We start from the raw sequence: 25619 nt of genomic DNA on the forward strand, positions 1-25619 counted from the left end.
CCCGTCGCCCCGGCCCGTCAACCGGACGGCTGCGTGCGGTCGGCGAGCTCTGCCGCCAGGCCGTGCAGCAGCCGTTCCAGGCCCCAGGCGAACTGCTCCTCCCCCGCCCCCTCCGGCGCGAACCCGGCCGCGGCGTGCAGCAGGGGGAACGACGCCGGCGGCAGGTCCGCGAGGGTGTGGCGCCACCACGCGCGGTGTTCCTCCTCGTGCGCGGGCGTGGTCCGGCGGATCTCGTACAGGACGAAGCCGAGGGTGTAGGTCTGCACCGAGTGGTACGCCCGGACCGCCTCACGCAGCGGCCAGCCGCCCTCCGTCATCCTGCCCAGCAGCCACTCGAACACCTCGGCCAGGCCCGCGCTCCACATGCGACGGGTGATCAGGAGCTCAGCGAGGGCCCCGTTCTCCAGCATCCTGCGCCGCAGGGACGCGGAGAACCGCTCCAGGGCCGGCTGCCACGGGGTGTCGTCCGCCAGCTCCAGCGGGAAGTCCTCCAGCACGGCCGCGGCCAGCAGTTCGAGCAGGTGCTCCTTGCTCTCCACATGGCCGTAGAGCGACATCACCCCGCACTCCAGCTCCTGTGCGAGCCGCGGCATGCTGACCGCCGCCAGCCCCTCCTCGCGCGCCAGCTCCAGCGCCGCCGCCACGACCTGCGGCCGGGACAGCGAGCCGCGGCGCCGTCTGCGAGCCGCTGCGGGCGCCGTGTTCCGCGGATCCTTCGCCATCGTTCCCCCCTCACCGGCCCGTTGGCCGGCCGTGGCCGGAGGCCGCTCTTGCGGACCACCGCGGGCCATTTTACGGTGACCGTTACCGTAAGGCTTACGGAAATGCCTGCGGGACCGGACTGGGCTGGACTGGACTGGAGTGATGTGCTGTGGACGCGACGACAGACCTCCCTTTAGCGGGCACGAGGGTGCTGGACGCCGCCACCCTGTTCGCGGGGCCCGGCGCGGCGACGCTCCTGGGTGACTTCGGGGCGGACGTCATCAAGATCGAGCATCCGAGGGGCGATCCGGCCCGGCGCCACGGCGCGCAGGTCCGCGGCGAGAGCTTGTGGTGGAAGCTTGTCGCCCGGAACAAGCGCACGGTCACGCTCGATCTGAGCCGCGCCGAGGGCCAGGAGATCTGCAGGGCGCTCGTGCGCGACGCGGACGTGCTGGTGGAGAACTTCCGGCCGGGCACCTTCGAGCGGTGGGGCCTCGGCTACGAACGGCTCCGCGAGCTGAACCCGCGGCTGGTCATGCTCCGCGTGAGCGGCTTCGGCCGGGTCGGCCCCATGCGGCACCGCGCGGGCTTCGGCACCCTCGCCGAGGCGATGAGCGGCTTCGCCCACTGCACGGGCACGCCGGACGGACCCCCGACCCTGCCCCCGTTCGGTCTCGCCGACGGCGTCGCCGCGGTCACGGCGGCGTACGCGACCATGGTGGCCCTGCACGCGCGCGCCACGACCGGCCGCGGCCAGGTCGTGGACACGGCGCTCATCGAGCCGATCCTGCACCTGCTCGGCCCGCAGATCTCCGCCCACCAGCAACTCGGCATCGTCCAGGAGCGCTCGGGCAACCGCTCGCCGCACAACGCCCCCCGCAACACCTACCGCTGCCGCGACGGACGCTGGGTCGCCGTCTCCACCAGCACGCAGTCCGTCGCCGAGCGCGTGATGCGGCTGGTGGGCCGTGCCCACCTGATCGAGGAGCCGTGGTTCGCCACCGGATCGGGGCGCGCCGAGCACGTCGAGGAGCTCGACGCCGCCGTCGGCGGCTGGATCGCGGCGCGCGGCGCGGACGAGGTCGTCGCGGCCTTCGAGGAGGCCGAGGCGGCGGTCGCGCCGGTGTACAGCGCCGCGGACATCGCCGCCGACCCGCAGTTCGCCGCCCTCGGTACGGTCGTGCACGTCGACGACCCCGAACTCGGCTCCCTGGCCATGCAGGGCGTCCCGGCCCGCCTGTCCGACACTCCGGGGCGGGTCCGCTGGGCGGGCCGGGCGCTGGGCGCGGACAACGCCGAGGTCTTCGAGCGGCTGGGGATCGGTGCGCGGCGCCGCGCGGAACTGCGCGGGGCGGGGGTCATCTGATGGGGGTCTCCACCCCGGGCCCGGGCGGCGCGGGCTTCGGCGGCGACCGCCGCCCGCGCCCGGTGGTCCGTACCTGGCTCTACGTCCCGGGAGACCGCCCCGAGCGCTTCGGCAAGGCCCTCGCCTGCGGGGCCGACGCGGTGGTCATCGACCTGGAGGACGCGGTGGCTCCGGTCCGGAAGGCGGCCGCACGCGACGCCGTCGCCGGTTTCCTGGACCGGGGCCACCGGCGCCCGGTGTACGTACGCGTCAACCCGCCGGGAGGGGGCGGCGAGGAGGACCTGACCGCCCTGCGCGGCACCCGGGTCTCGGGCGTGCGCATCCCCAAGTGCGAGCGGCCCGCGCAGGTCGCCGAGGCCGCGCGGCTCCTGCCGGGGGTGCCGCTCGTACCGCTTCTGGAGACGGCGCTGGGCATCGAGCACGCCCACGCCCTCGCCACCGGCCACGCCATGGTGTCCGGCCTCGCCTTCGGGGAGGCCGACCTCGCGGCCGAGCTGGGCACCGGGCACCGCGACGTGCTGGACGCGGCCGCCCACCGCGTCCTGCTCGCCGCCGCCGCGGCCCGCCTGCCCCGGCCGCCGCTGAGCGTCTTCCCCGCCGTACGGGACCTCGACGGGCTGGCGGTGGACTGCGTACGCGGACGGGAGCGCGGCTTCTTCGGCCGCTCGGTGGTCCACCCCGCCCAAGTGGCGGTGGTCAACTCCGTGTTCACTCCCCGGGCCGGGGAGGTCGACGCCGCGCGGCGCCTCGTGGAGAGCGTGGAGCGGGCCGGGGCGGGCGGCGCGGGGGCATGGCTCGACGCGAACGGCGGCCTCGTCGACGCCGCGGCCCTGCGCCGGGCCCGCGCGGTCCTGGACACCGCCTCCGACGCTTCCTGATGCCCGTCGTGGCGGCGGGGCCCTTCACCCCCCGGTGTGGGCGAGGATCTCCGCGGCCAGGCGCCCGTCCACGGCCAGGGGCAGGGTGTGGCCCATCCCTTCGAGCATGACCAGGCGTGCGCCGGGGACGGCGGCGGCCGTGGCCTCGGCGTGCGGCGGCGGGAACATCGGGTCGCGCGTGCCGTGCAGCACGAGCGTGGGAGCGGCGACCGAGGCCAGGTCGGCCGTGGTGAAGGAGTCCCCCGCGGCTCCGGCCAGCGTGTGGTTCAGCGCGGCCCCGATGTCCGCGGCTCGCCCGTGGACGCGTTCCTCCATGGCGCGGTACTCGTCCTCGTCGAAGGGGAGCTCCGGACCGTGCAGCACCCGCCACATCGGCAGCCGCGCGGCGAGGTACCCCTCAAGGCCCGCGCCCGGCTCGGGGAAGGAGGTCGTGAGGACGGCGAGCAACTCGGCTGCCGGGGGCGGGAGCTGACCGGGCGAGGGGGCGAGGCCGGCCATGGCCCGCTGGATCGCGCCGGCGGTGTCCGTACCCAGCGGCTGGGAGGAGAGGCTGGTCAGGGTCAGCACCCGGTGCGGATCGGTGAGGGCGAGCCGCTGGGCGATGATCCCGCCGAGGGAGGCCCCGACCAGGTGGGCGCGCTCCACGGCGAAGGCGTCGAGGACGGCTAGCGCGTCGGAGGCGAGGTCGGCGACGGTGTACGGGTGGGCCGCGAAGTCCACCCGGGAGGAGCGGCCGGTGTCGCGGTGGTCGTAGCGGATGACGTGGCGGCCGCCCTCGACCAGGCGCCGCACGAGGCCGTCGTTCCACTGGACGCCCTGGGCCTGCGCGCCCATCACCAGCAGCACCGTCGGGTCTTCGGGCGCCCCGAACTCCTGCGCCCAGAGCGTGAGACCGGCGCCCGCATCGATCATCTTCTCGTTATTTTCCTGCATGGTCGTGCAGGTTAATGGCTGCGGTCCCCCGCCACCAGCGGTTTGCGGCACCGGGGGGCGCGGCTGGACGTCCCCGCCCGCCGGCGGGCACCCTGAACCCCATGGCAGGAGTCAGGGGACAGGTGCAGAAGCGGGGCGTCGAGCGCCGCCGCGCGATGGTCGACGCCGCGATCGGGCTCTTCGCGCAGCAGGGCGTGCGCGGCACCGGCGTGGCCGCGGTCGCCGCGCGGGCCGGCGTCACGCCCTCGGCCCTGATCCACCACTTCGGCAGCAAGGACGCGCTGGTCCGGGCCGTGCTCCAGGAGGCCGACCGGCGGGCCCTCGAACGCCTCGCCATCACCGCGGACGCCGAGCCCTCTCTGGCGCAGGCGATCGACTGGTTCGTACGGGACGCCGAGCACACCGCCGCCGCGGAACGGGAACTGGCCGCCCTCCACACGGCCCTGACCGCCGAGAACCTGGACCCCGGCTCCGCCCTGCACGTCTGGTTCCGCGACCGCGGGCGTGCCCTGCGGGACCACCTCGTCTCGCTCTTCACCCGCGCCGAGGCTGACGGCACCGCGCACCCCGGCCTCGACGCGCGGACCCTGGCCGCCGAGGTCGCCGCCTTCCTGGAGGGAGCCCACCTGCTCTGGCTCCTCGACCCCGACCGGATCGACCTGGTCGCCCTCCACCGCAGCTACTTCGACGGCCTGACGGCCCGGCTGACGGGGCCCTGATCCCGCCCCGGCGCGGCGGCGCCACGGGCGGCGGCGGGGCCCGGGGTCAGGCCTCTTCGCGGATTCCCCACGGGGAGCCGTACGCGGTCAGCAGGTCCAGGAACGGGTGCGGCGGGAGGGCCTCCGGGCCCAGTACGCCCGACTGCGCCCACACCCCGGCGGCGATGAGTTCGAGCGCCACGACCGGGTTGACCGCGGTCTGCCACACCACGGCCTGGGAGCCGTACTCGCGCATCGACCACTGGTTGTCCACCACGTGGTAGAGGTACACCTCGCGCGGCCGGCCGTCCTTGGTGCCCTTCACCCAGGTCCCCGCGCAGGTCTTGCCCGACATCCGCTCCCCCAGCGTGGCCGGGTCGGGCAGGCACGCCGCCACCACGTCGCGCGGGGAGACCCGTACCGGGGTGCCGTCCGCGCCGCGGACCGTGACCGGCTCGGTCGAGTCCAGGCCCAGCGCGTGCAGGATCTTCAGCTTGCCGATGAAGTCCTCGCCCAGGCCGTACTTGAAGGTGACCCGGCGCGCGTCCACCCAGCGCGGGACCAGCAGCACCTCCTCGTGCTCGACGTTGACGCACTCGACCGGGCCGATGCCCTCCGGGAAGTCGAAGACCTCCGGCTCGCTGAACGGCTCGGTGGTGTACCATCCGCGGTCCCGCTCGTAGACCACCGGCGGGTTCAGGCACTCCTCGATCGTCGTCCAGATGTTGAAGGACGGGGCGAAGTCGTGGCCCTCGACCGTCAGGTTCGCCCCGTCGCGGATGCCGATCTCCTCGATCTCGTCGAAGAGTTCGTCGGCGGCGTACCGGGCGAAGACGTCCGACAGGCCCGGCTCCACGCCCATCCCGACCAGGGCCAGCCGACCCGACTTCTCCCAGGCCCCGGCCCGCTCGAACTGCTCGTCGCCGAGCTTGACCCCGCACTCCGCGTAGGGATTGCCGGGGTGCGGCCGGGACAGGGACATGGCCATGTCCACGTAGTGGCTGTCCGCCGCGAGGGCCGCCTCGAACAGGGGCATCACGAACCGCGGATCCGTGGCGTTCAGCAGTACGTCGCACCGCTCCTCGGTGAGGAGCGCGGCCACCGCCGCCCGGTCCGAGGCGTCGACGCGGCGCGCGTGGAACCGGCCGCCGGCTTCGCCGAGCGCGGTCACGGCCGCCTCGGCGCGGGACAGGTCGTAGTCGCAGACCACGAAGTGGTCGAAGAAGTCCCGGCGGGCCGCGATCCGGGTGATCGCGGTACCGACGCCACCGGCGCCCACAAGCAGAACACGCATGACGAAACCCTCTCTCGGTGAGGTACGCGGAGATCCGCGCCTCGTGGGAGGGATGAAAGCCGGGGCCCCAAGACAAGGTCAATGGTGTTGGCATAAGGTGGGGCAAGGAGAGGGAAGGTGTCCGATGGCGAAGCCCGTGGTTCCCGAGGAAGCCCGCCGGCGGCGGCGCCCCACCCGGCAGGGCGTGGTCCTGTCCGAGCGGCTGATCGTCGAGACCGCCCTGCGCATGCTGCGCGAGCACGGCAGCGCCGGCCTGTCCGCCCGCCGGCTCGGCGCCGCCCTCGGAGCGGATCCCAGCACCCTCTACCGGTACTTCAACGGCATGGACGCCCTCACCCTCGCCATCGGCGAGGAGCTCATCGGGCGGGCCCTCGACGGCTGGACCGCGACCGGCCAATGGCGTCACGACCTGCGGGAACTCGGCCTCCGCATCCACGGCGCCTACCTGGAGCACCCGCAGGCGGCCGTACTGACCGCGGGCCGGGTGACCGGCCGCCCCCGGGAGATCGACGCCGACGAGGCGGTCCTCGGCATCCTGCGCACGGCGGGCTTCCCCGACCCGGAGGCGGTCCGGATCTACCACGCCTTCATCGACCAGAGCCTGGCCTTCGCCGCCCTGGACGCCGGCTCCCTCGCCCTGTCCGAACCTTCCCGGACCTCCGACGAGGGCCAGTGGGAGTCCACGTACGCCCGGCTGCCGGCCGACAAGTACCCGCACATCAGCGCCACCAGGCGACTGCTCGCCGCCCGCATGAACCACAGCGTCTACCCGGTCGCCCTGGACATGCTGCTCGCGAGCGCGGAGTCCCGGCTCCAGGCCTTGCGGGCGGGCTGAGACGGGCTGAATCGGCTGAGCCGGCCGCCGCGCCCGGGGGCCGTGCGCGGGCCGGCCCCGGCCCCGCGCGGGTTCCTTATGCCAACACCATTGACCCCTTCCCGCCCGCGCGGGTTTCCTCTTCGCAGTTCACCCCCCGTTCACACCGCGCCCGCCCCGGCGCGGCCCGCACACCGCACCAGTACAGCGAGGGACGATGGCCGCAGACACCCCGCCGGAAACCACCCCCCGGGCCGCCACGGCCACCGTCGCGCCCCCGATACCGGACGGGAACGCCGCACCGACGACGCATCAGGCCCAGGCCGGCGCCCTCAAACCCGACGCGATCGGCTTCCTCGACTCCCTCGCCATCGGCCTCAACGCCACCTCCCCCGCGTACTCGCTGGCCGCCGTCATCGGCCCCCTCGTCGCCCTGGTCGGCGTACACGCCCCCGGCGTGATGCTCGCGTCGTTCGTCCCCATGCTGCTGATCGCCTCCGCCTTCCACTTCCTCAACCGGGCCGACCCCGACTGCGGCACGACCTTCTCCTGGGTCACCCGCGCCCTCGGCCCCACCACCGGGTGGCTGGGCGGCTGGGCCATCGCGATGACGGGGGTGCTCGTCGTCGGTTCACTCGCCGACGTCGCCGTCGGCTTCGGCCTGCTCGCCGTCGGCGCCGACGGCCTGGCCGCCGACTCCCTGGTCCGCGAGGCCCTCACCGTCCTGCTGATCCTCCTCATGTCCTGGCTCTGCGTACGCGGCACCGAGGTGTCGGCCCGCTTCCAGAACGCGCTCGTGCTGGTCCAGGTCCTGTGCCTGGTCGTGTTCGCGGCCGTGGCCATGTGGCGCGTGTACGCCGGCACGGGATCCCTCGACGCCGTCCGCCCGGCCGCCGACTGGCTCGACCCCTTCGGGGCCGGGGGCTCGTCGCTCACCGGCGGCCTGCTGCTCGGCGTGTTCGCGTACTGGGGCTGGGAATCCGCCGTCAACCTGACCGAGGAGACCAAGGACTCCGCCGACGCCCCCGGCCGGGCGGGCATCTGGTCGACGGTGGTCCTGCTGGCGACCTACGTTGCCGTGGCCTTCGCGGTCGTCGCCTACGCCGGCACCGCGTACCTCGCCGGACAGGCCGACGCGGAGGAGGACGTCTTCGCCTCGCTCGCGCGGGAGGTGCTCGGCGGCTGGGACTGGATCCTGCTCCTCGCCGTCGCCACCTCCGCGCTCGCCTCGACCCAGACGACCATCATCCCGGCCTCCCGCACCGCCCTGTCCATGGCCCGCCGCAAGGCACTGCCCGCCGGGTTCGCCCGCATCGACGCCCGCCGCGGTACGCCGGGCACCAGCACGTGGTGGGTCACCGGCACGGCGATCGTCTGGTACGTCGTCATCCACCGGATCAGCGAGAACGCCCTCGCGGACTCCCTGACGGCCCTGTCGCTGCTCATCGCCTTCTACTACGCCCTCACCGGCATCGCCTGCGCCGTCTGGTACCGGCGGCGGCTGCTGCGGGGGCCGGGCCCCTTCCTGCTGCTCGGCGCGGGCCCGCTGCTCGGCGCGGCCATGCTGCTCTGGCTGCTGGCCGAGTCCGTCGCCGACATGGCCGATCCGGCCAACGCCTCCAGTTCGACCGCCTGGTTCGGGCTGGGCGCGCCGCTGGTCATCGCGCTGTTCCTGGCCGGCGCCGGAGTGGTGCTGATGCTGCTGCGGCGCGCCTGGTCCGGAGCCTTCTGGCGCGAACGCCCCGGCGTGGCGCCCGAGTCGCCGTAGGGGTGCGGGGGCGGCGGCGCGGAGCTGCGCTTGCGGCTACTGCGACTGCATCCGTGCCGCCGCCACGATCCTCTCCAGCGCCGACGCGTGCCGCTGGAACGCCTGGCGCCCGTGCGGGGTGAGGCGGAGGTGGGTGTGGCGTCCCGTACGGTCGCGGGTCTTGCGGACCTCGACGTACCCGGCGTCCGCCAACGCGGAGACCTGCTTCGACAGGGCCGAGTCGCTGGTGTCCACCGTGTCCCGGACGAAGCCGAACTCCACCCAGTCGGCCGGAGCCAGGAGTGCGACGACCGACAGTCGCGCCGGAACGTGCAGGAACTCGTCGAAGTCGGGATCCATCAGCAGTGGCCGTTCCTTCGGATGACGGACTCGACGAACGGGCGCAGCGCGTACGAGGCGACCACGGCCGCCAGGGCGGTGACGGCCGCGGCGAGCGTGTGCCGCGCCGGCAGGCCGAGGAAGTAGGCGGCGACCGCCGCCGTCCAGAAGAGCACGAGGAGCAGGACCCCGGCGACCCCGTAGAACAGCACCTCCGAGCCGGCGGCCTTGCGGCGGACCGGGGCCCGGCGCTGGTGCACGAACAGCCCGCCCAGGGCCAGGGCGTTCCCCGCCAGGACGGCGGCGGTGTTCCACGGGCTCGGCAGGTCGAAGGACGAGCACACGGTGAACAGACCCAGGGCCGAAACGACCAGGTAGGGACGCGCGTAGGCGTGGCGCACGTACGCGTTGAGCGTCTGCTCCTGACGGTGGCGTATGGCGTCGAGGGCGGTCTGGGCGTCGTGAGGAGTCATGGGGGCGTCCCTGGTCGTCGTTCTTCCGCGTACTACTTTCTCATGAGGAAAGTACCACCTTCTTTCCTACGAGGAAAAAAGGTGCGCGGCCCGGCTCCCCCGCACGGGGAATGCGTCGTCCTGCCGCGAGGTTGACCGGGCGGACACGGACACCCACCGACGGCGACAGGGGAACAGCAAGGTGACACAGGTGAGGGAGCTTTACCTGGGTGTGGCGGACACGGCGGCGGAGCTGTTGGCCGCACCGGAGGTCGCGGACGACTGGCACCAGCCCTCCGCACTGGCGAAGCTCAGCGTCCAGGGGCTGGCGGGTCACCTGGCCGGGCAGGTCTTCTTCATCCCCACGGTGCTGGCAGAGCCGGTACCCACCGAGCCCGCCATCTCGATCCACGAGTACTACGCGCGCGTCAGCTGGATCGGCTCGGACCTTGACACTCCGTTCAACCAGGCCATTCGGTCCGGCGGCGAGGACGAGGCCGCTGACGGTCCGGCCGCGCTGGCCGCGCGGGTCGCCGCGTGCGTCGGGGAACTGCGCGGCATCCTGCCCACCGCGCCGGACCGCCCGGTGCGTCGGCCCACGTGGGGGCCGTGGTCGATCGGTCTCGACGACTTCATCGCCAGCCGGATGCTGGAGCTCGTCGTCCACTGCGACGACCTCGCGCACAGCGTCGGGTTGCCGACCCCGCAGTTCCCGGCCGCTGCCGTCGAGACCGTCGTGGACCTGCTGTCACGGATCGCCCTGCGCCGGCACGGCGCCACCAGCGTCCTGCGCGCACTCAGCCGCGCCGAACGCGCACCAGCCTCCATCTCGGCGCTCTGACGCGAGCACCTGGACCGGCCGCCGTCCGAGATGCGCGGGGTGCGCACGACGCGGACCCGGAGGCGGTCAGACCTTTCCCATCCCCAACGTCGTGGTCATGGGCAGCAGCCCCGAGCCGATCGCCGCGACCCAGAAGTCGCCGAGCAGTGCCGCGAGCCGTTCCAGGTCCGCGGAGCCCAGCGCCTCGCAGGGCCCTGCGGCGAGCTCGTCGGTGTGGCTCTCGACCTTCGCGCGCAGCGCGCGCCCCGCCGCGGTCGCCGTCGCGGGGCCGTCGGGCTCCAGCAGGCCCCGTCGTACGAGGCGTTCCCGCGCGGCGGCCCAGTCCGGTGCGCTCCACTGCCGGCTCTGGAAGGTCTCCTCCGGCGCCGCCCCGATCGCGGCGAAGGACACGAGCGCCTCCACCGGGTCGAGCCCCGCGGCACGGAGCGCCGCGACGTGGCCGTCCCCGCGGTGCTCGCGCAGGATCGTCGCGGCCTGCCACAGCACGAGGTGCGGGGCACTCGGCCAGGGCAGGGCCGCGTTGGCGGCGGCCAGCGGGCGGCCCTCGACGTCGGCGGCCTCGGCCGCACGGCGGGCCAGGCCGGCGGCCTCCGCGAGCTCGGGGCTGTCGACGCGGTCCCCCAGGAGCGCACGGTAGGCACGGTCGACGGCGCGCTCACGGGCGGCGAGCACGGCTTCGGGGGACGCCACGTCCCAGGCGGCGGGAACGTACCGCCCGACCATCTCCGGGCTGAAGCTGTAGAACGCGGACCCCACCTGGCCGGGCCCGGCCGCGCCCAGCGGTGCGGCCCGCCAGGCGAAGTAGCCCGGCCACCGCTCCGTGGTGTCGAAGCCCAGGGCGGCCGCCTCGTCGAGGGACTCGGGGGCGAAGTAGAGCAGGGCGTGCAGGGGCTCCAGCAGCTGCCACAAGTGGCGTACGCGACGGGGCTCGATCGCGGCCGGAACGGGGTTCTCGTCCGACATGACGTCTCCTCAACAGGTCCACCGACGGGTCCGGTCCGGTCCGAACTTGACGGTGACAAGATTGCTCGCACCGCCCTAACTTGTCAACGACTAGATCCGGCGTAGTCTGTTCGCCGTGACCAGCCAGCGCACCTACCACCACGGCGATCTGCGCCACGCCGTCCTGACCGCGGCCCTCGAGGTCATCGCCGCCGAGGGCCCCGGCGCCCTGAGCCTGCGCGACCTCGCCCGCCGGGCCGGCGTCTCGCACGCCGCGCCGGCCCACCACTTCAAGGACCGCACCGGCCTGCTCACCGCCATCGCGGCGGAGGGCTACGACCTGCTCGCCGAAGCCCTCGCGGACGCGGACGCCCCGGCGCTGCGCGAACGGGGCGTGCGCTACGTACGGTTCGCGATGACGCATCCGGCTCACTTCCAGGTGATGTTCCAGCCGGAACTGCTGCGCGAGGACGACCCCGACCTGACGGCCGCCAGGCAGCGCGCCGGCGAGCAACTGCGCATGGGGGTGTCCCGGTTGCCGGACGCGGGACGGGGTGACGACGCCCGGCTGGCGGGGGTCGCGGCCTGGAGCCTGGCCCACGGCTTCGCCACGCTGCTGCTGAGCCGGAACCTGAGCGGCCCGGTGGACGCCCAGGACCCCGAGGAGGTGTTCCGGTCGCTCGCCGGCCTGCTGTTCAGGTGACCGAGCCGAGAACCTGATGGCGGTCAGGTTCGACAGGGGTAAAGCGCGACGCGCTCCGTCTCGGCGCTGATCTCCACCCAGGACTCGTCCATGCTGCCGGGGATGGGCGAAGCCAGGTCGAACAGCACGGACCAGTGGCCCATCTGGAGGCAGGCGGCGCCGTCCTCGGTCAGGTGGAGGCGGCCGCACATGATCACCCGGTCGCCTGCCTGCCGAAGCTCCGGCTCGGTGGCAGCGGCCGACCGCGTGTTCCGGCCCCAGTGGAGGTCCGCGTCGACGGCCCATTCACATGAAGAACCGAGACGGCTCGCCGCGGCCTGGCCCCTACCAACACCTGGCGGAGGAGTTCGAACGCCGGTTGACCGAGCTTCGGGAAACGGGCGTGATTCCGGACCCGCGGGCTGCACAGATCGAGCGCCTCAAGGAACAGGTATCCGGACTGAAGGAACGCCTCGCCGCGAGTGACGCGCAGATCGAGGGGCTCGCTGACTTCAGGGAGCGGGCTCTGTCGCAGATCGCCGCCCAGCGGATGGAGATCGAGCGGCTTCGCGATGTCTTGGCCACGCCGTCGAATGTTCGTGCTCTGCCGAACAGTTCAGGTGCGAATGCACCGTACGGATCGTGTAGCTGAGCGTAATGGTATGCAGGGGGCGGCTGCCTGGCCGATGTATGCCGGGCAACCGCCTCTGGTGTGCTCTGGGAATCTACTCGTCTGCACGAGGACGCGCGCTGCCGCCTACCGCGTCCAGGTCGTCACCAGCCGCCTCTCCTGGCTCCAACGCCGCAGGAGGTCGTTGATCTGGCCGAGCCGTTTGCTGCTGTCGGGTGGCCGCCGTCGTACAGGCCCACCCCGGCCCGGCGGAGGGCGAGGTCGGCCAGGCCGAGGGTGCGGGCGGAGGAGCCGATGTCAGCTGTCGGTGTGGAGGTGGGCTCGCACGGCGTCGACGAACTCGTCGACGTGTTGGAAGACGCCGCCGTGCCCGGCCCCTGGGTAGATGATCAGCGTGCTGCCGGGAATGCGGGCGTGCATGTCGTGGGACAGCTCGGTGGGGACCATGCGGTCGTGGTCGCCGTTGGCGATGAGCGTCGGGGCGCCGATGCGGGAGAGGTCCTGCGGCTCAGCCCGGCCCCAGCCCCGGATGGTGGTGATCTGGCGGTGAAAGGACGACAGTGTAATGGGGGTGTCACGGTCCATCACGCGCTCGCGCAAGCGCGCGAGGTAAGCCTTGGCTGCCGCCTTGCCCGCTGGAGTGCGGGGAAAGAACAGGAACTCCTTGGCATCGGTGCGGGCCATCGCGGCACGAGCCATGTCCCAGTAGACGTAGGCTCCACCTGTCGGACGGTCGATGCCAGTGCCCCCGGCGGGGCCGGTTCCGGCCAGGACGAGGCGGCGCACGAGCCCCGGCGCATCGAGGGCCACCTGCTGGGCGACGAAGCCGCCGAGCGAGAATCCGAGCAGGTCCATCTGGGTCAGGCCGAGGGCGGCTACGAACCCCTCCGCCGCACGCGCCATCGCGGCGACGGTGCCTGGGACACGGCCGGTGGATCCGCCGACCCCGGGGAGGTCGAGCGCGACGATGCGGCGGTCGCGGGCGAGCGCGTCGACAAATCGGGGATCCCACTCGTCGAGCGTGGCGCCCAGGTGAGTGAGCAGGACCAGCGGGACGCCGTTCTCGGGGCCGAGGTCGCGGTATACGAGCGTGTTCGAACCTACGACGATGCGGCGGTTGGGCGCCGTGGCCCACGTGGTCGGGCGGGGACGGACGTTGGACTCAGCCACGGTTGGTCACCGCCTTCGGGTCGGTGGTGACCAGGACCTTGCCGCGTGTGCCGCCGGCGAGCGCCTCGTCGAGAGCTCGCGGGGTCTGGTCGAATGGGAGCGCCCGGTCGATGATCGGGCGCAGCACCCCGGCGTCGACCAGCCCGGCGACCTGGCGCAGCGCGGCGCTATCGGGTGTGATGAACAGGAAGCGGTAGGTGACCCCGAGCGCGCGTGCCCGGCGGCGAGTACGGGCGCTCAGGGCCCGGATGGCGAGCCGGACGACGGGGTTGACGCCGACGCGCCGCGCGAAGGCCGGGTCGGGCGGGCCCGTGATGCCGATGACGGTGCCGCCGGGGCGCAGCACACCGAGGGAAGCCTGCAGCGTGGCTCCGCCCTGGGTGTCGAGGACGAGGTCGACGGGCGTGCCGGCGAGGCTCTGCGCGAGGTCGTCGTGGCGGTAGTCGATGACGATGTCGGCACCAAGCTCTCGGGCGGCTGCGATGTTCGCCGTCGAGACGGTGGTGGCGACGGTGCAGCCCAGGTGCTTGGCGAGCTGGATCGCGACCGATCCCACGCCACCGGTCCCGCCGTGGATGAGGACGGTCTGGCCCTTCTTCACCTTGCCCATCTCGACGAGGGCCTGCCAGGCCGTGAGCGCGACGACTGGAAGCCCCGCGGCCTCGACCAGGCTCACAGACCGGGGTACGGGTGCCATCGTGGCGGCGTCGACCGCGACGAACTCGGAGAAGGTGCCTGTGGCCGCCAAGTCGACATAGCCGTACACATGGTCGCCCACGGCGACGTCTCGTACCGCGGAGCCGGCCTCAACGACCTCGCCGGAGAGCTCACCGCCCATGACTTTGGGTAGCCGGAACGGGAAGATTGCCTTGAACTCGCCGGAGCGGAGCCGCTCGTCGGCATGGTTGACGCCCGACGCGACCATGCGCACGAGCACCTCATGGGGGGCGGGGACCGGTACGGGCATCTCGACCTCCCGCAAGGGGGAGCCGTACCTCTCGAGGACGAAGGCCTTCACGGAGCACTCCTAAGCAAAGCGTTTCTGGGGGGGCGGGTATCTCGGCGGCGGGCGCATCCCGAATGGCCGCCGTACTTTTTGAAATAGTTTGTGTTGTCTTTCTGGCTGCGGCGCGGGCGCGTTGCGTCCTCAGCCGCGTTCACTCATCAGGCGACCGGCACGGCTGGGGCGATGACGCGGTCGGCGGTGCCTCCCTGGAGGCGGTCCAGGGAGGCGGTGATCCCCTCGTGGGGCACGCCGAGCGGCACCGCGCTGACCTCGGTCAGGCGGGTGTATTGCTCGTCGGTCAGCTGGACGTCGAGGGCGCCGAGGTAGCTGTCGAGCTGGGAGAGGTTGCGCGGGCCGATGATCGGGACGAGGGTGGCCACGGAGCGGGTGGCGCGCTCGCGCACCCAGGCGACCGCCACCTGGGCGGGTGTCACGCCGGTCTCCTCGGCGATGGCCAGGACGGTGTCGACGACGGCGGTCTTCTGGCCGGTGCTCTCGGTGTGGATGACCATGCCCAGGTCGCTCAGGCGCCCCTCGGCGGAGCTGCGGTATTTGCCGGTGAGCAGTCCGCCGCCGAGCGGGGACCACAGGGCGGCGCCCAGGCCGAGGCTCTCGGCCATGGGCAGGAGTTCGCGGTCGGCGGTGCGTTCGACGAGGCTGTACTCGTGCTGGATGCCCACGATCGGAGCCCAGTCCTTCTGGTCCGCGAGGGTTACCGCGCGCGAGACGCGCCAGGCGGGGAAGTTGGACAGCGCGGCGTGGTGGATCTTGCCGGCGCTCACCAGGTCGTCGAGTCCGCGCAGGAGCTCCTCCATCGGAGTGAGCTCGTCGGGAAAGTGCACCCACAGCAGGTCGATGTAGTCGGTGCCCAGGCGCTTCAGGCTGGCCTCCACCGAGGCGACCATGTTCTTGCGGCTGTTGCCGGTCCTGGAGATGTCCGGCTGCGGGGCGGCGCCGAGGGTGAACTTCGTGGCCAGGACGAAGTGGTCGCGGTCGGCGGAGATCAGCTTTCCGGTCAGTTCCTCCGACTCGCCGAACTGGTAGCCGTCCGCGCTGTCGAGGAAGGTGCCGCCTGCTTTGGCGAACCGGTCGAAGATCCGGCGTGCCTCGTCCGGCTCGGCGCCTGCGCCCCAGCCGGTGCCGAAGTTCGCGGTGCCAAGCGTGTACTCAGAGACGCGCAGTCCGGTCCGGTGTCCGAAGGTCGTGTAACGCATGAGATGTCCTTGCCTGAGGGGTGGGAAGGCGGCCGCGCCGGGGTGGAGGGGTGAGCGTCAGCCCGCGTTCGGCTGGGGTGCCGCGGACAGGGTCTGCTTGACGTACCGGCTGGTCTCGTCGGCGAGGATCTCGGGCAGGCCGGTCTCGATGCCGGACAGGGCCTGGGCCGCGACGTCGGGGGCGGCGACCTTCTGATCGGCAGGCACGCCGGCGGCCATGTCGGTGTCCATGTAACCGACGTGCAGCGCCGAGACGGTGATCCCGCGCGGTGCCAGCTCCTCACGGGTCGCGTCGCTCAGCGCCCAGGCGGCGGCCTTGGAGGCCGCGTAGGAGCCGAGGCCGGCCGGGTGGAACCAGGACAGGGCGGACAGGACGTTGAGTACGGCGCCGCCGCCGTTGCCCTCGATGACGGGGGCGAATGCGCGGGTCGCCGCGAGCGGGCCGAAGAAGTTGGTCTCCATCTCCCGGCGCACCTCAGCCACGTCGCCTCCGATCAGCGTCACGCCGGTGGAGATGCCCGCGTTGTTGATCAGCAGTGTCGCGTCGGACGCCACGCGGGCGGCCTCCTGTATCGACGCCTCGTCCGTGACGTCCAGCCGCAGCGGGATGACGCCGGGCACGTCAACCGCCTCGGGGCGTCGGGCCGCGCCGTACACCTTCGCGCCACGCTCGACGAGCTGGGCTGCCAGGTGCCGCCCGAGCCCCCGGTTTGCGCCGGTGACGACCGCGACCGCGTTCTTGAGTTCCATGCCTGCTCCTGGTCCTGACGGGTGCCGACGGCAACCCACACGAATTAGATTACGCAATCAATCTAAACATGGAGTTACGATAGATGCCAGTCGACATCCAAACGGGAGGTGGCCATGGGCCGCGTATCGCAGGCGCAGGCGCAGGAAAATCGCAGGCGGGTGGTGGACACCGCCTCCCGGTTGTTCCGGGAGCAGGGCACGCAGGTCAGCGTCGCCGACCTGATGAAGGCGGCCGGTCTGACCCACGGCGCCTTCTACAAGCAGTTCGCCTCCAAGGAGGCGCTCGTCGACGAGGCCACCGCCCACGCCTTCGCCGAGCTCGCCCGGCGCTACACCGAGGGACTTGAGCGGTATGAAGGGCGGCGCGACGCCGCCCAGCAGGTGCTGATCGACACCTACCTCTCCGTCGAGCACCGTGACGGCCCGGCGGACGGCTGTCCGGTCGCCGCGCTCGCCTCCGACATCGCGCGCGAAGGCGGGGGACGTGAGGCCCGTCGCGTCTACACCGAGGGGGTGGCCGACTTCGCCGACTTCCTCGCCACCGACGACCAGGACGGCATCGTCCGCCTCTGCACCCTGTTCGGAGCGCTGGTCCTGTCCCGGGCCACCAACGGCTCCCCGCTCTCCGAGGAGATCCTCGCCGCCGCGCGCGCAGCCTTGACCGAAGCAGGCTGATCAAGGGCGCGGTGCGGGTGCACATCGACGGCACTGGGCGACGAGGCGTCCGTGGCCGGGCGGAGGCGGTGGGAGAAGGCCGCCGACGCCTGGCGCACCGGCCTCACCGTGCGCCGGACAGCGGTCAGTCCCCGGGCCGCATGCTCGTGAAGTGGAAGTTGCGCAGCCGACGTCAACGCGTCAGCAGGACTGCGATCTGCTCCCGGATGTCGCGCACGCTCTCGTCGACGCTCGCGGCGACGTTCACACTCGCTGCCATCGCGAGGAACGTGACGGCGGACACGACGCGCGCCGCCATTGCCGCGTCCGCCTCGCTGACCTGTGCGTCCCGGCACAGCACGGCGGCGACGGCATTCTCGGTCTGCCCGGTGATGGCGAGGGCTTCGCCGTGGTGGGGCCCGGCGGGGTCGCCGAAGACCATCTCGCGCAGGTAGACGCGCCCGTTGTCGACCTGGGTCCGGTTGCATTCGACGACCGGCCGGACGATCGCCATCACGGCGTCCAGCGTGTCCGGGATGTTCTCGGCGTCCACCCGGCCTCGCTTGAGGGCTTCGGCGTCGAGGGAGTTCTGGACGAGCAGGAGGAGCTCGCCCTTGGTCTTGGCGTAGAGGAAGAGCGTTCTGTGGCCCGTCATGGTGGCGCTCAGCCAGTGGGGCGAGACGTACGCCGTCGGCCCCGAGAGCCCGGGCCCCGTCCTGGACGTAACTCACGCTGACTGTGGCGCCCCGGTCCACGTCACCGTCCAGTGCTCCGCGGAGCACCCCCCTGACTTCCGAGGACGTCACCGTCCGGCTGGGGTCAGGTGCGCGACGCCTCTCGTGAGCCGTTAGCCCCGGGCGGGCAGCCGGGTGATGGCGGAGTGCCCTGGTACTGGAGACGCCGGCCGCTTTCAAGAGGGTGATCGCGAAGGTAAGTTCGCCGAACGGGCGAGCGTGCTTCCGAACGCGCCTGCGACACCTGCGTCAAGCCCGGCCGCTTCCGCCTCCACGGCCACGGGCCGCGAGCCGGGATGCAGGGCACCTGCGAAACCTGCCGCATCTCCTGACACCAGACAACGCGTCAGCGGGCAGCCCCGAAACGAACCGCCCGGGCGCCTCCCGCCCGTAGAGTTCTCCTCGGCCGCCGAGTTCGGTGAGACATGATGTTCGCCACACCCACAGCGGGGAATCGGACACCGTGCTCCGTCATAGTGCGACACGCACCACAGGCTCGGCTCTAGCCCAAATCGACACGACCTGCGAGGGACACGGTCTCTGCGAGAACAAACCTGCTGCGGGTCCTGGGGATGAGCGCGACCGCCTTCGGCGTGGTCCTGGGCGTCGGCACCCTGGGCGCGGCCGCCGGCGCACTGGCCGCACCGGCCGTCGCGCGGCGGTGCGGGCCCGGGCCGATGATGCTCGGCGCACTCGCCCTCCCGCCGCTCATGCAGGTCCCCCTGCTGCTCGCTTCCCCGGGCGCGGGGTGGGAGGTCGCGATCGGCGCGGCGCTGTTCCTTCAACTGGCCTGCGCGGGGGCGGCGGGCACCACGCAGCGGTCCATCCGGCAGCTCGTCACCGAGAGCCGGATGCAGGCCCGGATGCAGGCGGTGAGCACCTGCCTGACCTCGGGCGCCCGGCCTGTGGGTGCACTGCTGGCGGGCGGGCTCGGCACGTGGGCGGGCGTACGGCCGGCCCTGCTGGCGGGTGCCTGTCTGCTCGTCGTGCCGTGCGTGGTCCTGGCCCGCTCTCCGCTGCGCGCCTTGCGGCACATGCCCGGTGCGGCGCCTGCGGCCGGTGAGGCGATCGAGTCCGTCGAGGCGGTGGAACCCGTCGCCCTCGGCCGACGCGGCCCGATTGCGGCGGCCGGATCGGCCGCGCCGGTACGGGCGTTCACCGAGCCGGCCACTGGATGCCCGTCCCCGGAACCCGGTACGGCGTCACCCGCGGCGACCCCGAGCCCGTCGAGCGCGGACGCCGACCCCCGTCACGACTCCGCGCGGGCGGCCGCCCGTGAACAGCACACCTTCCACCAACCCCGAGAAGTCGAGGAGCAGCATCGTGGGACGCCCCGCCCGTGAGGCCTGGACCAAGTACTACGCCGACGGGAAGGACTTCCGGCGGCTGAGCGACGCCGAGCGGGCGCTGCTCGCCCAGCACGCCCCCGTGCCCGAGGGCGGCGGGCGGGCGCTCGACGTGGGCTGCGGCACGGGGGAACTGGCCGTGCACCTCGCCTCCGTGGGGTACGCGGTGGACGCCGTCGACTACTCCGACGGCGCCATCGCCCGCGCCCGCGAGGAGCACCGGAAGGTCGAGGGCGTGCGCTGGCTCCAGCTGGACATCGAAGCCGACGACCCGGCCGGCCTCGACGGCACCAGCAACCGCAAGGACACCGGCACCGGCGCCGGCGCCGGCTACGACCTGATCACCCTGCGCCTTGCCTACGCGTTCCTGCGCGACCGCGGCCGCGTCCTGCACGCGCTCGGCGAGCGCCTGCGCGAGGGCGGCGCCGTCGTGGTGGTCACGCCCCTCGCCGCCAGCACTCCCGCCGACCGGCGCGGCATCGCCCTCGACGAGGACGAGATCGGCCTGCTGGCCTCGGGCTGGCAGCAGGCCACCCGCCTGGAGGCGGACGGCTGCGCCTTCCTCGTCCTGCGCGGCCCCTGCCACCGGAACACCACCCGGCTGAAAAGGTCTTGATCGGTCCTCAGGGGCGGACGGGCTCGGGCCCGCCCGCCCCCTTGGTGTGCGTCGGACGGACCGGTCAGACCTTGTTGTAGGTGCCGGTGTGCCAGAGGGCGCCGCCCTTCGTCGGGCCGCCGTCCTTCTTGTACACGACGAAGTTGCCGTCGTCCTGGAGCAGGGCGTAGGCACCGGGGTTGTTCGCCGTGCCCGTCCGCCAGCGGGCGGTGGTGCGGCCTTCCTCGACGAGCGTCAGGTCCCCGCGGTCCTTGGGAGCCATCTGCAGGGTCACCCGGCGGCTGCCGCCGTAGGTGTTGCTGCTCCAGATGGCCTTGCCGTCCCGCTTGCGGTAGATGACGAGGTTGTTGTCCTGCTGGAGGACCAGCCACACGGTCGCGGACTGGGCCCAGTTGCCCGTCCACCACCCCTCGGCGGCCGTCGCGAACTCGGAGCAGAGCCAGCCCTGGCGCTCCGTGCTGCGGGTGGACCAGCGGGGGTTGGCGCTGCGGCCCTCGACGAGGAACTCACCGCCGAGGAGGGAGGCCCTGACGACGCCCGTGCCCGGGCCGCTGCCGTGCGTGTTGGAGTGCCAGAGGGCGCCGCCCTTGGTGGGGCCGCCGTCCTTCTTGTAGACGACGAAGTTGCCGTCCGCCTGCATGGTGGCGTACGCGCCGGGGTTCCCGTGCGTGCCGCTGGACCACAGCGGCAGCTTGTAACCGCCCGGAGTGCCGAGGGCGTAGAGCACGAGGTTGCCGTCAGGCTGCATGACCAGTTCGGTCGTGCTGACCCTGTCCACGAGGCGGGCGCCGGGGTCCAGGCGCCGGCCCGGGTCGAGCGTCGCGAGGACGCCGCTCTGTGGTCCGCGGCACTGGGCCGGGGCGGCCGCGGCGGTGGTGGCCGCGGCCGGGACCAGGGCCGCCGCCGAGGCGGAGACGACGAGCAGGGACACGAGGGTTCTTCGGAGCGCGTGCGTGCGCATGGTGGTTCCCCCCTGGGAAGTGTGGGACCGACCGGGCGGTCGTCGCCGGTCGTGCGAGGTCCCTTTCTACACGGTCCCCGGAACCGCCGTCCGGGCGGCCGCCGGCCTTACGGTGTGCGGCCCGGGCCGGCCGGCGTCCGTGGTTCCCGCCCGGCCCACCTCGGTACCGCCGCTTCCCTGGACTCCCCTGCGGCCGGTCACCGCACGGATCCAGCCCGAGTGGGCGGGTGCGCTGGTGTAGAGCCCCGGGCCTTGGCTACAGGGCACGCCGGGGGCGCCGGGGCCCGAGGTGACGCCGACGAGTTCCCAGCGCCCCTTGCGGTCCCGCTGGAGCTCGGGGCCGCCCGAGTCGCCGCTGCAGGCCATCGCGTCGGGTACCTGGCTGACCGTGCACAGGCGGGTGCTGTCCGCGTAGCCCGGCGCGCACTCGGAGAGGGCGCCCCTGCGCGCGTCGAGTTCCTGGAGGCGGTCGGGGAAGACCCACCGGGCGGGGTCGGGTGCGTCGTTGGTGGTGCCGAAGCCCAGGAGACGGGTCGGGGTGCCGGGTCGCCCCGGTGCGTCGGCGATGCGGAGGGGCTTCTCGGCGACCGGGTGGTCCAGGCGGATCAGAGCGATGTCGTTGTGGTTGGGGCTGCTGCCCCCGCCGTTCCTGTACGCCGGGTGGGTAACCGACTTGACCACGGAGCGGACCGTGCCCCCGGAGGCCCTCCGCTCGCTGCCGATCCGGACGGTGCCGTCCAGGGTGACGAGGGCCGGGTCCACGCAGTGGGCAGCGGTGAGCACCCACTTGGAGTCGATCAGCGTTCCGCCGCAGGCACCCTTGAGGGTGGGGTCGTCCACACCCGTCACCGGGATCGACACCATGAACGGGTATCGCTGCGTGGAGTCCCTTCCGTTGACGATGGCTTCGGCGCTGCCGGTCATCAGGGCGGCGCACGCCGCTCCGGCCAGGGCCACGGCCGCGGTGCGCGCCACCACGCGGCGCGGGGACTTCGGGCTGAACACTGGTTCTCCGATCGGACGAGCGGTGCGACGTGCTCAGCCTCGGCGACCGGGAGAGACCGATCCATCCGGGCAGTCGGCCTCTCGGTGCTCCGGCCAGCGGGATCACGCGGGTGGGGATGTCCCCCGGACGCCGGCTCGGCCGGGTCGTCAGGTCTGGGGCTGGGCGGTCGCGTGGGACAGGGCCACGCCGCCGATGATCAGGGCGAGGGCCAGGAGGCGGCCCGGGGTGACCGGGTCCTTGTGGAGCACCACGCCCAGGGTGATGGCGCCGGCCGCGCCGATCCCCGTGAAGACGGCGTAGGCCGTACCGACGGGCAGGTCCCGCATCGCCAGGGACAGCAGGTAGACCGCGACCGCGGCGAGCGCGAAGCAGAGCAGCGTGGGCAGCGGGCGGGTGAAACCGGCCGTCGGCTTGATGCTCTGCGACCAGGCGACCTCCACCAGGCCGGCGGCTATGAGGAGCAGCCAGTTCACAGGGACTCTCCGATCGTGCGGGCCGCCTCCAGCGCGGCCGCCCGGGACGCGTCGTGCGCCGTCCGTCGGCCGGCGAGGGCGGGGTCGGTGAGGGAGTTGGCCAGTTCGGTGCCGAGGAACGTCATGTCCCCCTCCGGCACCGCGAAGTGTCCGGCGAGGAAGTCGCGCAGGTAGCGCTCGTGGTGGTCGTAGGGGTGGCGCGGGGCGCCCGGGCCGTACGCGCCGCCGCGGGCGTACGCCACGACGAACCGCCGTCCGGCCAGGGACATGCGCGGGAAGGTGACCTGGTCGATCCAGGCCTTCAGGGACGCCGGGACCGAGTAGTTGTACATCGGCGTGGCGATCAGCACGACGTCGGCGGCGAGGAGTTCGGACAGCAGCGGCTCGACCACCGCCCAGGCCGCCTCCTGCGCGGGAGTGCGTACGGCTTCCCGGTAGCGGCCGGGGTCGGTGATCCCGTGCTCCAGGACGTGGTCGCACAGCTCGGTCCAGGCCTCGCCGATCTGCGGGACCGGGGTCCGGGCCAGGTCGCGGTGGACGTGGGTGCCACCCGGGTGGGACGCGCGCCAGGCGGCGGCGACGGCGTCGCCGGCCTCCCGGCTGAAGGAACGGCGGCGGGCGCTGGCGTCGATGTGCAGCAGCGTGGTCATGACGGAACCCCCTCGGTACGGCCGGATCCCGGCCTGATCCGGGCCGGAACAGTAAACGGACACGGCGTCCAGTTATACCGGACGAGTGGCTCAACCGGACAGGGCGTCCACTTATTCCGGTAGGCTGGGCACCATGGGGACGAGGGAACGCGCGGACGCCGCCCGCAACCGGGCCAAGGTGCTCTCCGCCGCCGCCGGGCTGTTCGCCGCCGGGGACGCGCGGTCGGTCACCATGGAGGACGTCGCCCGGGCCGCCGGCATCGGCCGCGGCACGCTCTACCGCCGCTACCCGGACGTCACGTCCATCGCCGCGGCCCTCCTCGACGAGCACGAACGCCGCCTCCAGGAGGAGCTGCTGCACGGCGCTCCCCCGCTGGGACCCGGCGCGCCGCCGCTGGAGCGGCTCACCGCGTTCTACGCCGCCATGGTCGACCTGCTCGACACCCACGGCCATCTGGTCCTGGGCGCGGAGACCGGCGGGAAGCGCTTCACCGTCGGCGCCTACGGCTTCTGGCGCGCCCACGTCCTCGTCCTGCTGCGCGAGTCCGGCACCCCGGACCCGGAAGCCCTCGTGGACGGCCTGCTCGCGCCCCTGGCCCCGGAGGTCTTCCTCCAGCAACGCGCACGGGGAGTCACCCCCGACCGGATCAAGGCCGCACTGGGACGGCTGGCGGGCGCGCTGGCGGCACCTCCGGGTTGATGACCGCCGCCGTGCCGGAGCCGGATCAGGTGAGCGGACCGGGGCCGAACGGGGTGAGGACCGGACCCGCCGCCGTTGCGGGGCGGGGATCGCGGACGGACGTCTTAGGGTGGCCGTCGCTCATGGGCGACGGACCAAGGGACCAACGGACGAACGGACGGACGGACGCTGATGGTGCATGTACGAGGAGACCGGACGCTCTTCGGAGCCGCCCCGGCGACGCTGACACCCACCCCCGTCCACGACATCGGCCTGCTCCTGCTCCGGCTGGTGGTCGGGCTCAGCATGGCCGGCCACGGGACGATGAAGCTCTTCGGCTGGTTCGGAGGGCCGGGCCTCGACGCGACCGCCAAGGGCTTCACGATGGCCGGCTACCCGGCCGGGAAGGCCATGGCCCTCCTGTCGGGCCTCTCCGAGACCCTGGGCGGGCTCGGCCTCGCCCTCGGCCTCCTCACCCCGCTCGCGGGCGCGGCCCTCATCGGCGTCTTCGTCAACGTCCTCGACGTCCGGGGCCTGAACGCGTACTTCCCTCCCAAGGGCGTCGAACTGGAGACGGTGCTGTTCGCCGCCGTGGTCGCGCTCACCCTGACCGGGCCGGGCCGCTTCTCCGCCGACCACGTCCTTCCGGTGCTGCGCGAGTCGCGGGCCCGCCATGCCCTGCTCGCCGTGGCGGTCGGGGTCGTGGCGGGGTTCGTCGTGTTCTTCCTCAGGGACTGACGGCGACGGGCTCAGGCGGTCGTCCCGTCCGGATCCCGGGTCTCCTCGGTCATGCCGGACGCCAGGGCGCGGGCGGCGGCGGCGAAGTACTGCTCGTCGGCGTCGGGGGCCAGGCCGAGGGTGACGCCCTGGCTGAGGCCGACGAAGAGCGCCCTGAGCGCGGTGGTCAGGCGCCGCGCCTGACGCGGCGTCACGGAGCGCCCGCCGTGCGGCCTTCCGGTGAACAGCGCGACCAGATGTTCCTCCTGCGCCCGGACGGACGCGGCGAGCCGGCTCCCCAGCTCCGGGTCATGCAGGGCCATGTCCAGCAGGGTGATCTGGAGTGACATGCGGGACAGCGCGTCCGGGGCGTCACAACCGCGCCGGTAGTACCGGGCGAAGGCGTCGACGGCCTCGAGCAGATCGAGCCCGGCCGGAACGGCCTGCTCGATCTCCTCGTAGTAGGGCCGCAGGTGGTCGGCGACCAGGGCCACCACCAGGCCGTTCTTGCTCCCGAACAGCGAGTAGACGGCGCCGGTGGTCAGGTCGGCGCGCGCGGCGATCTCTTCGAGCTTCGCCCGGTACCCGTCCCGCGACACAACCTCGAACGCGGCGTCCAGCAGGGCGCGGCGGTTGCGTTCCTTGGCCTCGGCTCTCGTCATTCTCATAACTCGATTATTACAGTAATCTCATTATGGAATACGTCGGGATGAGCTGTAGATGCGAGGGGGAACGTTCATGACGCAGGTCGTCGTCGAACGGCGGGCGGCCCGCCAGAGGATGGGCGCCATCGCCGATGGCGCCTTCAAGGTCTTGCTCGCCGCCGTCTGCATGGCGGGCGCCGCCCCGCTCGGCCGGCTGCTCGGCACGCCGACGTGGCTGATGGTCGTCTCGGGGGCGGCCCTGCTGATCGGCGGTGGCGTCGAGATCGGCTACGTGCGCAGCCGGTCGACGCGTACGTACACGCTGCTCATGGTCGCCTACGACATCGGCTGGGTACTGGCGGCCCTGGCCGGGCTGCTGATGGCGTGGCGCGGCAGCGGCGCCGGCGGCGAACTCTGGATGGGCTACCAGACGGCCGCCCCCCTCACCTTCGCCGCACTGCTGTTCGCCGCCACACCCACCCCCGCACGGACCGCCTCAAAGTGACGGCCCCTCTGCGGCGCCGGCGGGCGGTGGGGCCCGGGGAGTCGGGGGGGCGGCTTCCCGGGCCCTGCGTCGCGTACCGCGGGGGAGCGGTGTGCATGCCGTGCGACACCTAGAGAAACGATTCCCCTGTGGGGAGGTCACGGCCCCCGCGGCACATTTTTCCGCGGGGCACCGC

The 25619-nt window shown here is 72.8% G+C and carries 30 protein-coding genes and 1 pseudogene; 14 read left to right on the forward strand and 17 right to left on the reverse strand.

Annotated elements, in window-relative coordinates; translation table 11 throughout:
• Nucleotides 1-17: 17 nt before the first annotated feature.
• The gene (locus tag D1J60_RS34455) at nt 18-722 is read right to left on the reverse strand and encodes a TetR/AcrR family transcriptional regulator C-terminal domain-containing protein (protein WP_164721104.1); all 705 of its coding nucleotides are present in this window, start codon (nt 720-722) and stop codon (nt 18-20) included.
• 149 nt (nt 723-871) lie between these two features.
• Between D1J60_RS34455 and D1J60_RS34460 the strand changes: the two genes are divergently transcribed.
• Nucleotides 872-2068 carry a CoA transferase gene (locus D1J60_RS34460; protein WP_125824458.1) on the forward strand — a complete coding sequence of 399 codons (1197 nt, stop codon included), beginning with the start codon at nt 872-874 and terminating at the stop codon, nt 2066-2068.
• Entirely contained in the window at nt 2068-2946 is an 879-nt protein-coding gene (locus tag D1J60_RS34465; protein WP_125824459.1) for a CoA ester lyase, read from the forward strand. Before D1J60_RS34460 ends, D1J60_RS34465 begins: the two co-directional genes overlap by 1 nt.
• 24 nt (nt 2947-2970) lie before the next feature.
• Here D1J60_RS34465 and D1J60_RS34470 read toward each other — a convergent pair whose 3' ends face one another.
• A complete protein-coding gene (locus D1J60_RS34470) occupies nt 2971-3879 on the reverse strand; it encodes an alpha/beta fold hydrolase (RefSeq protein ID WP_241253661.1) in 909 nt (302 codons plus the stop codon).
• A gap of 101 nt (nt 3880-3980) precedes the next feature.
• Here D1J60_RS34470 and D1J60_RS34475 point away from each other — a divergent pair, with 101 nt between their 5' ends.
• On the forward strand, nt 3981-4598 hold the full coding sequence (locus D1J60_RS34475; protein WP_125824460.1) for a TetR/AcrR family transcriptional regulator: 618 nt from the start codon (nt 3981-3983) through the stop codon (nt 4596-4598).
• 46 nt (nt 4599-4644) lie between these two features.
• Here the strand turns inward: D1J60_RS34475 and D1J60_RS34480 are convergent, their stop codons facing one another.
• A complete protein-coding gene (locus D1J60_RS34480; RefSeq protein WP_125824461.1) occupies nt 4645-5871 on the reverse strand; it encodes a saccharopine dehydrogenase C-terminal domain-containing protein in 1227 nt (408 codons plus the stop codon).
• Nucleotides 5872-5995: 124 nt separating this feature from the next.
• On the opposite strand from D1J60_RS34480, the gene D1J60_RS34485 reads away from it, so the two are divergent.
• Both D1J60_RS34485 and D1J60_RS34490 read left to right on the forward strand, forming a co-directional pair.
• A complete protein-coding gene (locus D1J60_RS34485) occupies nt 5996-6706 on the forward strand; it encodes a TetR/AcrR family transcriptional regulator (RefSeq protein ID WP_125824462.1) in 711 nt (236 codons plus the stop codon).
• Between the two features lie 196 nt (nt 6707-6902).
• Nucleotides 6903-8453, forward strand: a complete 1551-nt coding sequence (locus D1J60_RS34490; RefSeq protein ID WP_241253662.1) for an APC family permease — start codon at nt 6903-6905, stop codon at nt 8451-8453.
• Nucleotides 8454-8489: 36 nt separating this feature from the next.
• Here D1J60_RS34490 and D1J60_RS34495 read toward each other — a convergent pair whose 3' ends face one another.
• Nucleotides 8490-8792, reverse strand: coding sequence for a transcriptional regulator (locus tag D1J60_RS34495; RefSeq protein ID WP_125824463.1), 303 nt, complete (start codon nt 8790-8792; stop codon nt 8490-8492).
• Nucleotides 8792-9244, reverse strand: coding sequence for a hypothetical protein (locus D1J60_RS34500; RefSeq protein WP_125824464.1), 453 nt, complete (start codon nt 9242-9244; stop codon nt 8792-8794). Before D1J60_RS34500 ends, D1J60_RS34495 begins: the two co-directional genes overlap by 1 nt.
• Before the next feature lie 181 nt (nt 9245-9425).
• Here D1J60_RS34500 and D1J60_RS34505 point away from each other — a divergent pair, with 181 nt between their 5' ends.
• Entirely contained in the window at nt 9426-10064 is a 639-nt protein-coding gene (locus D1J60_RS34505) for a maleylpyruvate isomerase N-terminal domain-containing protein (RefSeq protein WP_125824465.1), read from the forward strand.
• A 66-nt stretch (nt 10065-10130) separates the two neighbouring features.
• Here D1J60_RS34505 and D1J60_RS34510 read toward each other — a convergent pair whose 3' ends face one another.
• Complete coding sequence (locus tag D1J60_RS34510; protein WP_125824466.1) at nt 10131-11027, reverse strand: hypothetical protein; 897 nt, start codon at nt 11025-11027, stop codon at nt 10131-10133.
• A 115-nt stretch (nt 11028-11142) separates the two neighbouring features.
• Here D1J60_RS34510 and D1J60_RS34515 point away from each other — a divergent pair, with 115 nt between their 5' ends.
• Nucleotides 11143-11709: a TetR/AcrR family transcriptional regulator gene (locus D1J60_RS34515; protein ID WP_125824467.1), complete on the forward strand. Its 567-nt coding sequence runs from the start codon at nt 11143-11145 to the stop codon at nt 11707-11709.
• Between the two features lie 23 nt (nt 11710-11732).
• Here the strand turns inward: D1J60_RS34515 and D1J60_RS37575 are convergent, their stop codons facing one another.
• Nucleotides 11733-11900: a hypothetical protein gene (locus tag D1J60_RS37575; RefSeq protein ID WP_164721105.1), complete on the reverse strand. Its 168-nt coding sequence runs from the start codon at nt 11898-11900 to the stop codon at nt 11733-11735.
• A 98-nt stretch (nt 11901-11998) separates the two neighbouring features.
• On the opposite strand from D1J60_RS37575, the gene D1J60_RS34520 reads away from it, so the two are divergent.
• Nucleotides 11999-12340 carry an Atg14 domain-containing protein gene (locus tag D1J60_RS34520; RefSeq protein ID WP_241253663.1) on the forward strand — a complete coding sequence of 114 codons (342 nt, stop codon included), beginning with the start codon at nt 11999-12001 and terminating at the stop codon, nt 12338-12340.
• A 276-nt stretch (nt 12341-12616) separates the two neighbouring features.
• Here the strand turns inward: D1J60_RS34520 and D1J60_RS34525 are convergent, their stop codons facing one another.
• From D1J60_RS34525 to D1J60_RS34540, 4 genes are all read right to left on the reverse strand, one after another.
• On the reverse strand, nt 12617-13489 hold the full coding sequence (locus D1J60_RS34525; RefSeq protein ID WP_030895920.1) for an alpha/beta hydrolase: 873 nt from the start codon (nt 13487-13489) through the stop codon (nt 12617-12619).
• Nucleotides 13482-14507: an NADP-dependent oxidoreductase gene (locus tag D1J60_RS34530; RefSeq protein WP_125824468.1), complete on the reverse strand. Its 1026-nt coding sequence runs from the start codon at nt 14505-14507 to the stop codon at nt 13482-13484. Before D1J60_RS34530 ends, D1J60_RS34525 begins: the two co-directional genes overlap by 8 nt.
• A gap of 146 nt (nt 14508-14653) precedes the next feature.
• A complete protein-coding gene (locus D1J60_RS34535; protein ID WP_125824469.1) occupies nt 14654-15709 on the reverse strand; it encodes an aldo/keto reductase in 1056 nt (351 codons plus the stop codon).
• A 57-nt stretch (nt 15710-15766) separates the two neighbouring features.
• Nucleotides 15767-16459, reverse strand: a complete 693-nt coding sequence (locus D1J60_RS34540) for an SDR family oxidoreductase (RefSeq protein WP_030817655.1) — start codon at nt 16457-16459, stop codon at nt 15767-15769.
• A gap of 114 nt (nt 16460-16573) precedes the next feature.
• Between D1J60_RS34540 and D1J60_RS34545 the strand changes: the two genes are divergently transcribed.
• On the forward strand, nt 16574-17134 hold the full coding sequence (locus D1J60_RS34545; RefSeq protein ID WP_030817653.1) for a TetR family transcriptional regulator: 561 nt from the start codon (nt 16574-16576) through the stop codon (nt 17132-17134).
• 172 nt (nt 17135-17306) lie between these two features.
• Here the strand turns inward: D1J60_RS34545 and D1J60_RS34550 are convergent.
• A pseudogene (locus tag D1J60_RS34550) lies at nt 17307-17753 on the reverse strand (TetR/AcrR family transcriptional regulator); the annotation flags it as partial.
• Between the two features lie 666 nt (nt 17754-18419).
• Between D1J60_RS34550 and D1J60_RS38395 the strand changes: the two are divergent.
• Nucleotides 18420-19190 (forward strand): MFS transporter, encoded by a 771-nt coding sequence (locus tag D1J60_RS38395; protein WP_125824470.1) that lies wholly within the window; start codon nt 18420-18422, stop codon nt 19188-19190.
• Nucleotides 19171-19809, forward strand: a complete 639-nt coding sequence (locus tag D1J60_RS34565) for a class I SAM-dependent methyltransferase (RefSeq protein WP_125824471.1) — start codon at nt 19171-19173, stop codon at nt 19807-19809. The genes D1J60_RS38395 and D1J60_RS34565 overlap by 20 nt, the downstream gene beginning before the upstream one ends.
• Before the next feature lie 64 nt (nt 19810-19873).
• Here D1J60_RS34565 and D1J60_RS34570 read toward each other — a convergent pair whose 3' ends face one another.
• From D1J60_RS34570 to D1J60_RS34585, 4 genes are all read right to left on the reverse strand, one after another.
• Nucleotides 19874-20770 (reverse strand): hypothetical protein, encoded by an 897-nt coding sequence (locus D1J60_RS34570; RefSeq protein WP_125824472.1) that lies wholly within the window; start codon nt 20768-20770, stop codon nt 19874-19876.
• 66 nt (nt 20771-20836) lie between these two features.
• Complete coding sequence (locus D1J60_RS34575) at nt 20837-21775, reverse strand: serine protease (RefSeq protein WP_125824473.1); 939 nt, start codon at nt 21773-21775, stop codon at nt 20837-20839.
• A gap of 147 nt (nt 21776-21922) precedes the next feature.
• On the reverse strand, nt 21923-22249 hold the full coding sequence (locus tag D1J60_RS34580) for a multidrug efflux SMR transporter (RefSeq protein ID WP_125824474.1): 327 nt from the start codon (nt 22247-22249) through the stop codon (nt 21923-21925).
• A complete protein-coding gene (locus D1J60_RS34585) occupies nt 22246-22899 on the reverse strand; it encodes an NAD(P)H-dependent oxidoreductase (RefSeq protein WP_125824475.1) in 654 nt (217 codons plus the stop codon). The genes D1J60_RS34580 and D1J60_RS34585 overlap by 4 nt, the downstream gene beginning before the upstream one ends.
• A 133-nt stretch (nt 22900-23032) precedes the next feature.
• Here D1J60_RS34585 and D1J60_RS34590 point away from each other — a divergent pair, with 133 nt between their 5' ends.
• Both D1J60_RS34590 and D1J60_RS34595 read left to right on the forward strand, forming a co-directional pair.
• A complete protein-coding gene (locus D1J60_RS34590) occupies nt 23033-23599 on the forward strand; it encodes a TetR/AcrR family transcriptional regulator (protein ID WP_125824476.1) in 567 nt (188 codons plus the stop codon).
• 171 nt (nt 23600-23770) lie between these two features.
• On the forward strand, nt 23771-24316 hold the full coding sequence (locus D1J60_RS34595; RefSeq protein ID WP_164721106.1) for a DoxX family membrane protein: 546 nt from the start codon (nt 23771-23773) through the stop codon (nt 24314-24316).
• 11 nt (nt 24317-24327) lie between these two features.
• Here the strand turns inward: D1J60_RS34595 and D1J60_RS34600 are convergent, their stop codons facing one another.
• Nucleotides 24328-24957: a TetR/AcrR family transcriptional regulator gene (locus tag D1J60_RS34600; RefSeq protein WP_125824730.1), complete on the reverse strand. Its 630-nt coding sequence runs from the start codon at nt 24955-24957 to the stop codon at nt 24328-24330.
• Between the two features lie 76 nt (nt 24958-25033).
• Between D1J60_RS34600 and D1J60_RS34605 the strand changes: the two genes are divergently transcribed.
• Nucleotides 25034-25444: a hypothetical protein gene (locus tag D1J60_RS34605; RefSeq protein ID WP_125824478.1), complete on the forward strand. Its 411-nt coding sequence runs from the start codon at nt 25034-25036 to the stop codon at nt 25442-25444.
• The last annotated feature ends 175 nt before the right edge of the window (nt 25445-25619 follow it).

The organism is Streptomyces sp. W1SF4, from assembly GCF_003950035.1.
Lineage (GTDB): Bacteria > Actinomycetota > Actinomycetes > Streptomycetales > Streptomycetaceae > Streptomyces > Streptomyces racemochromogenes.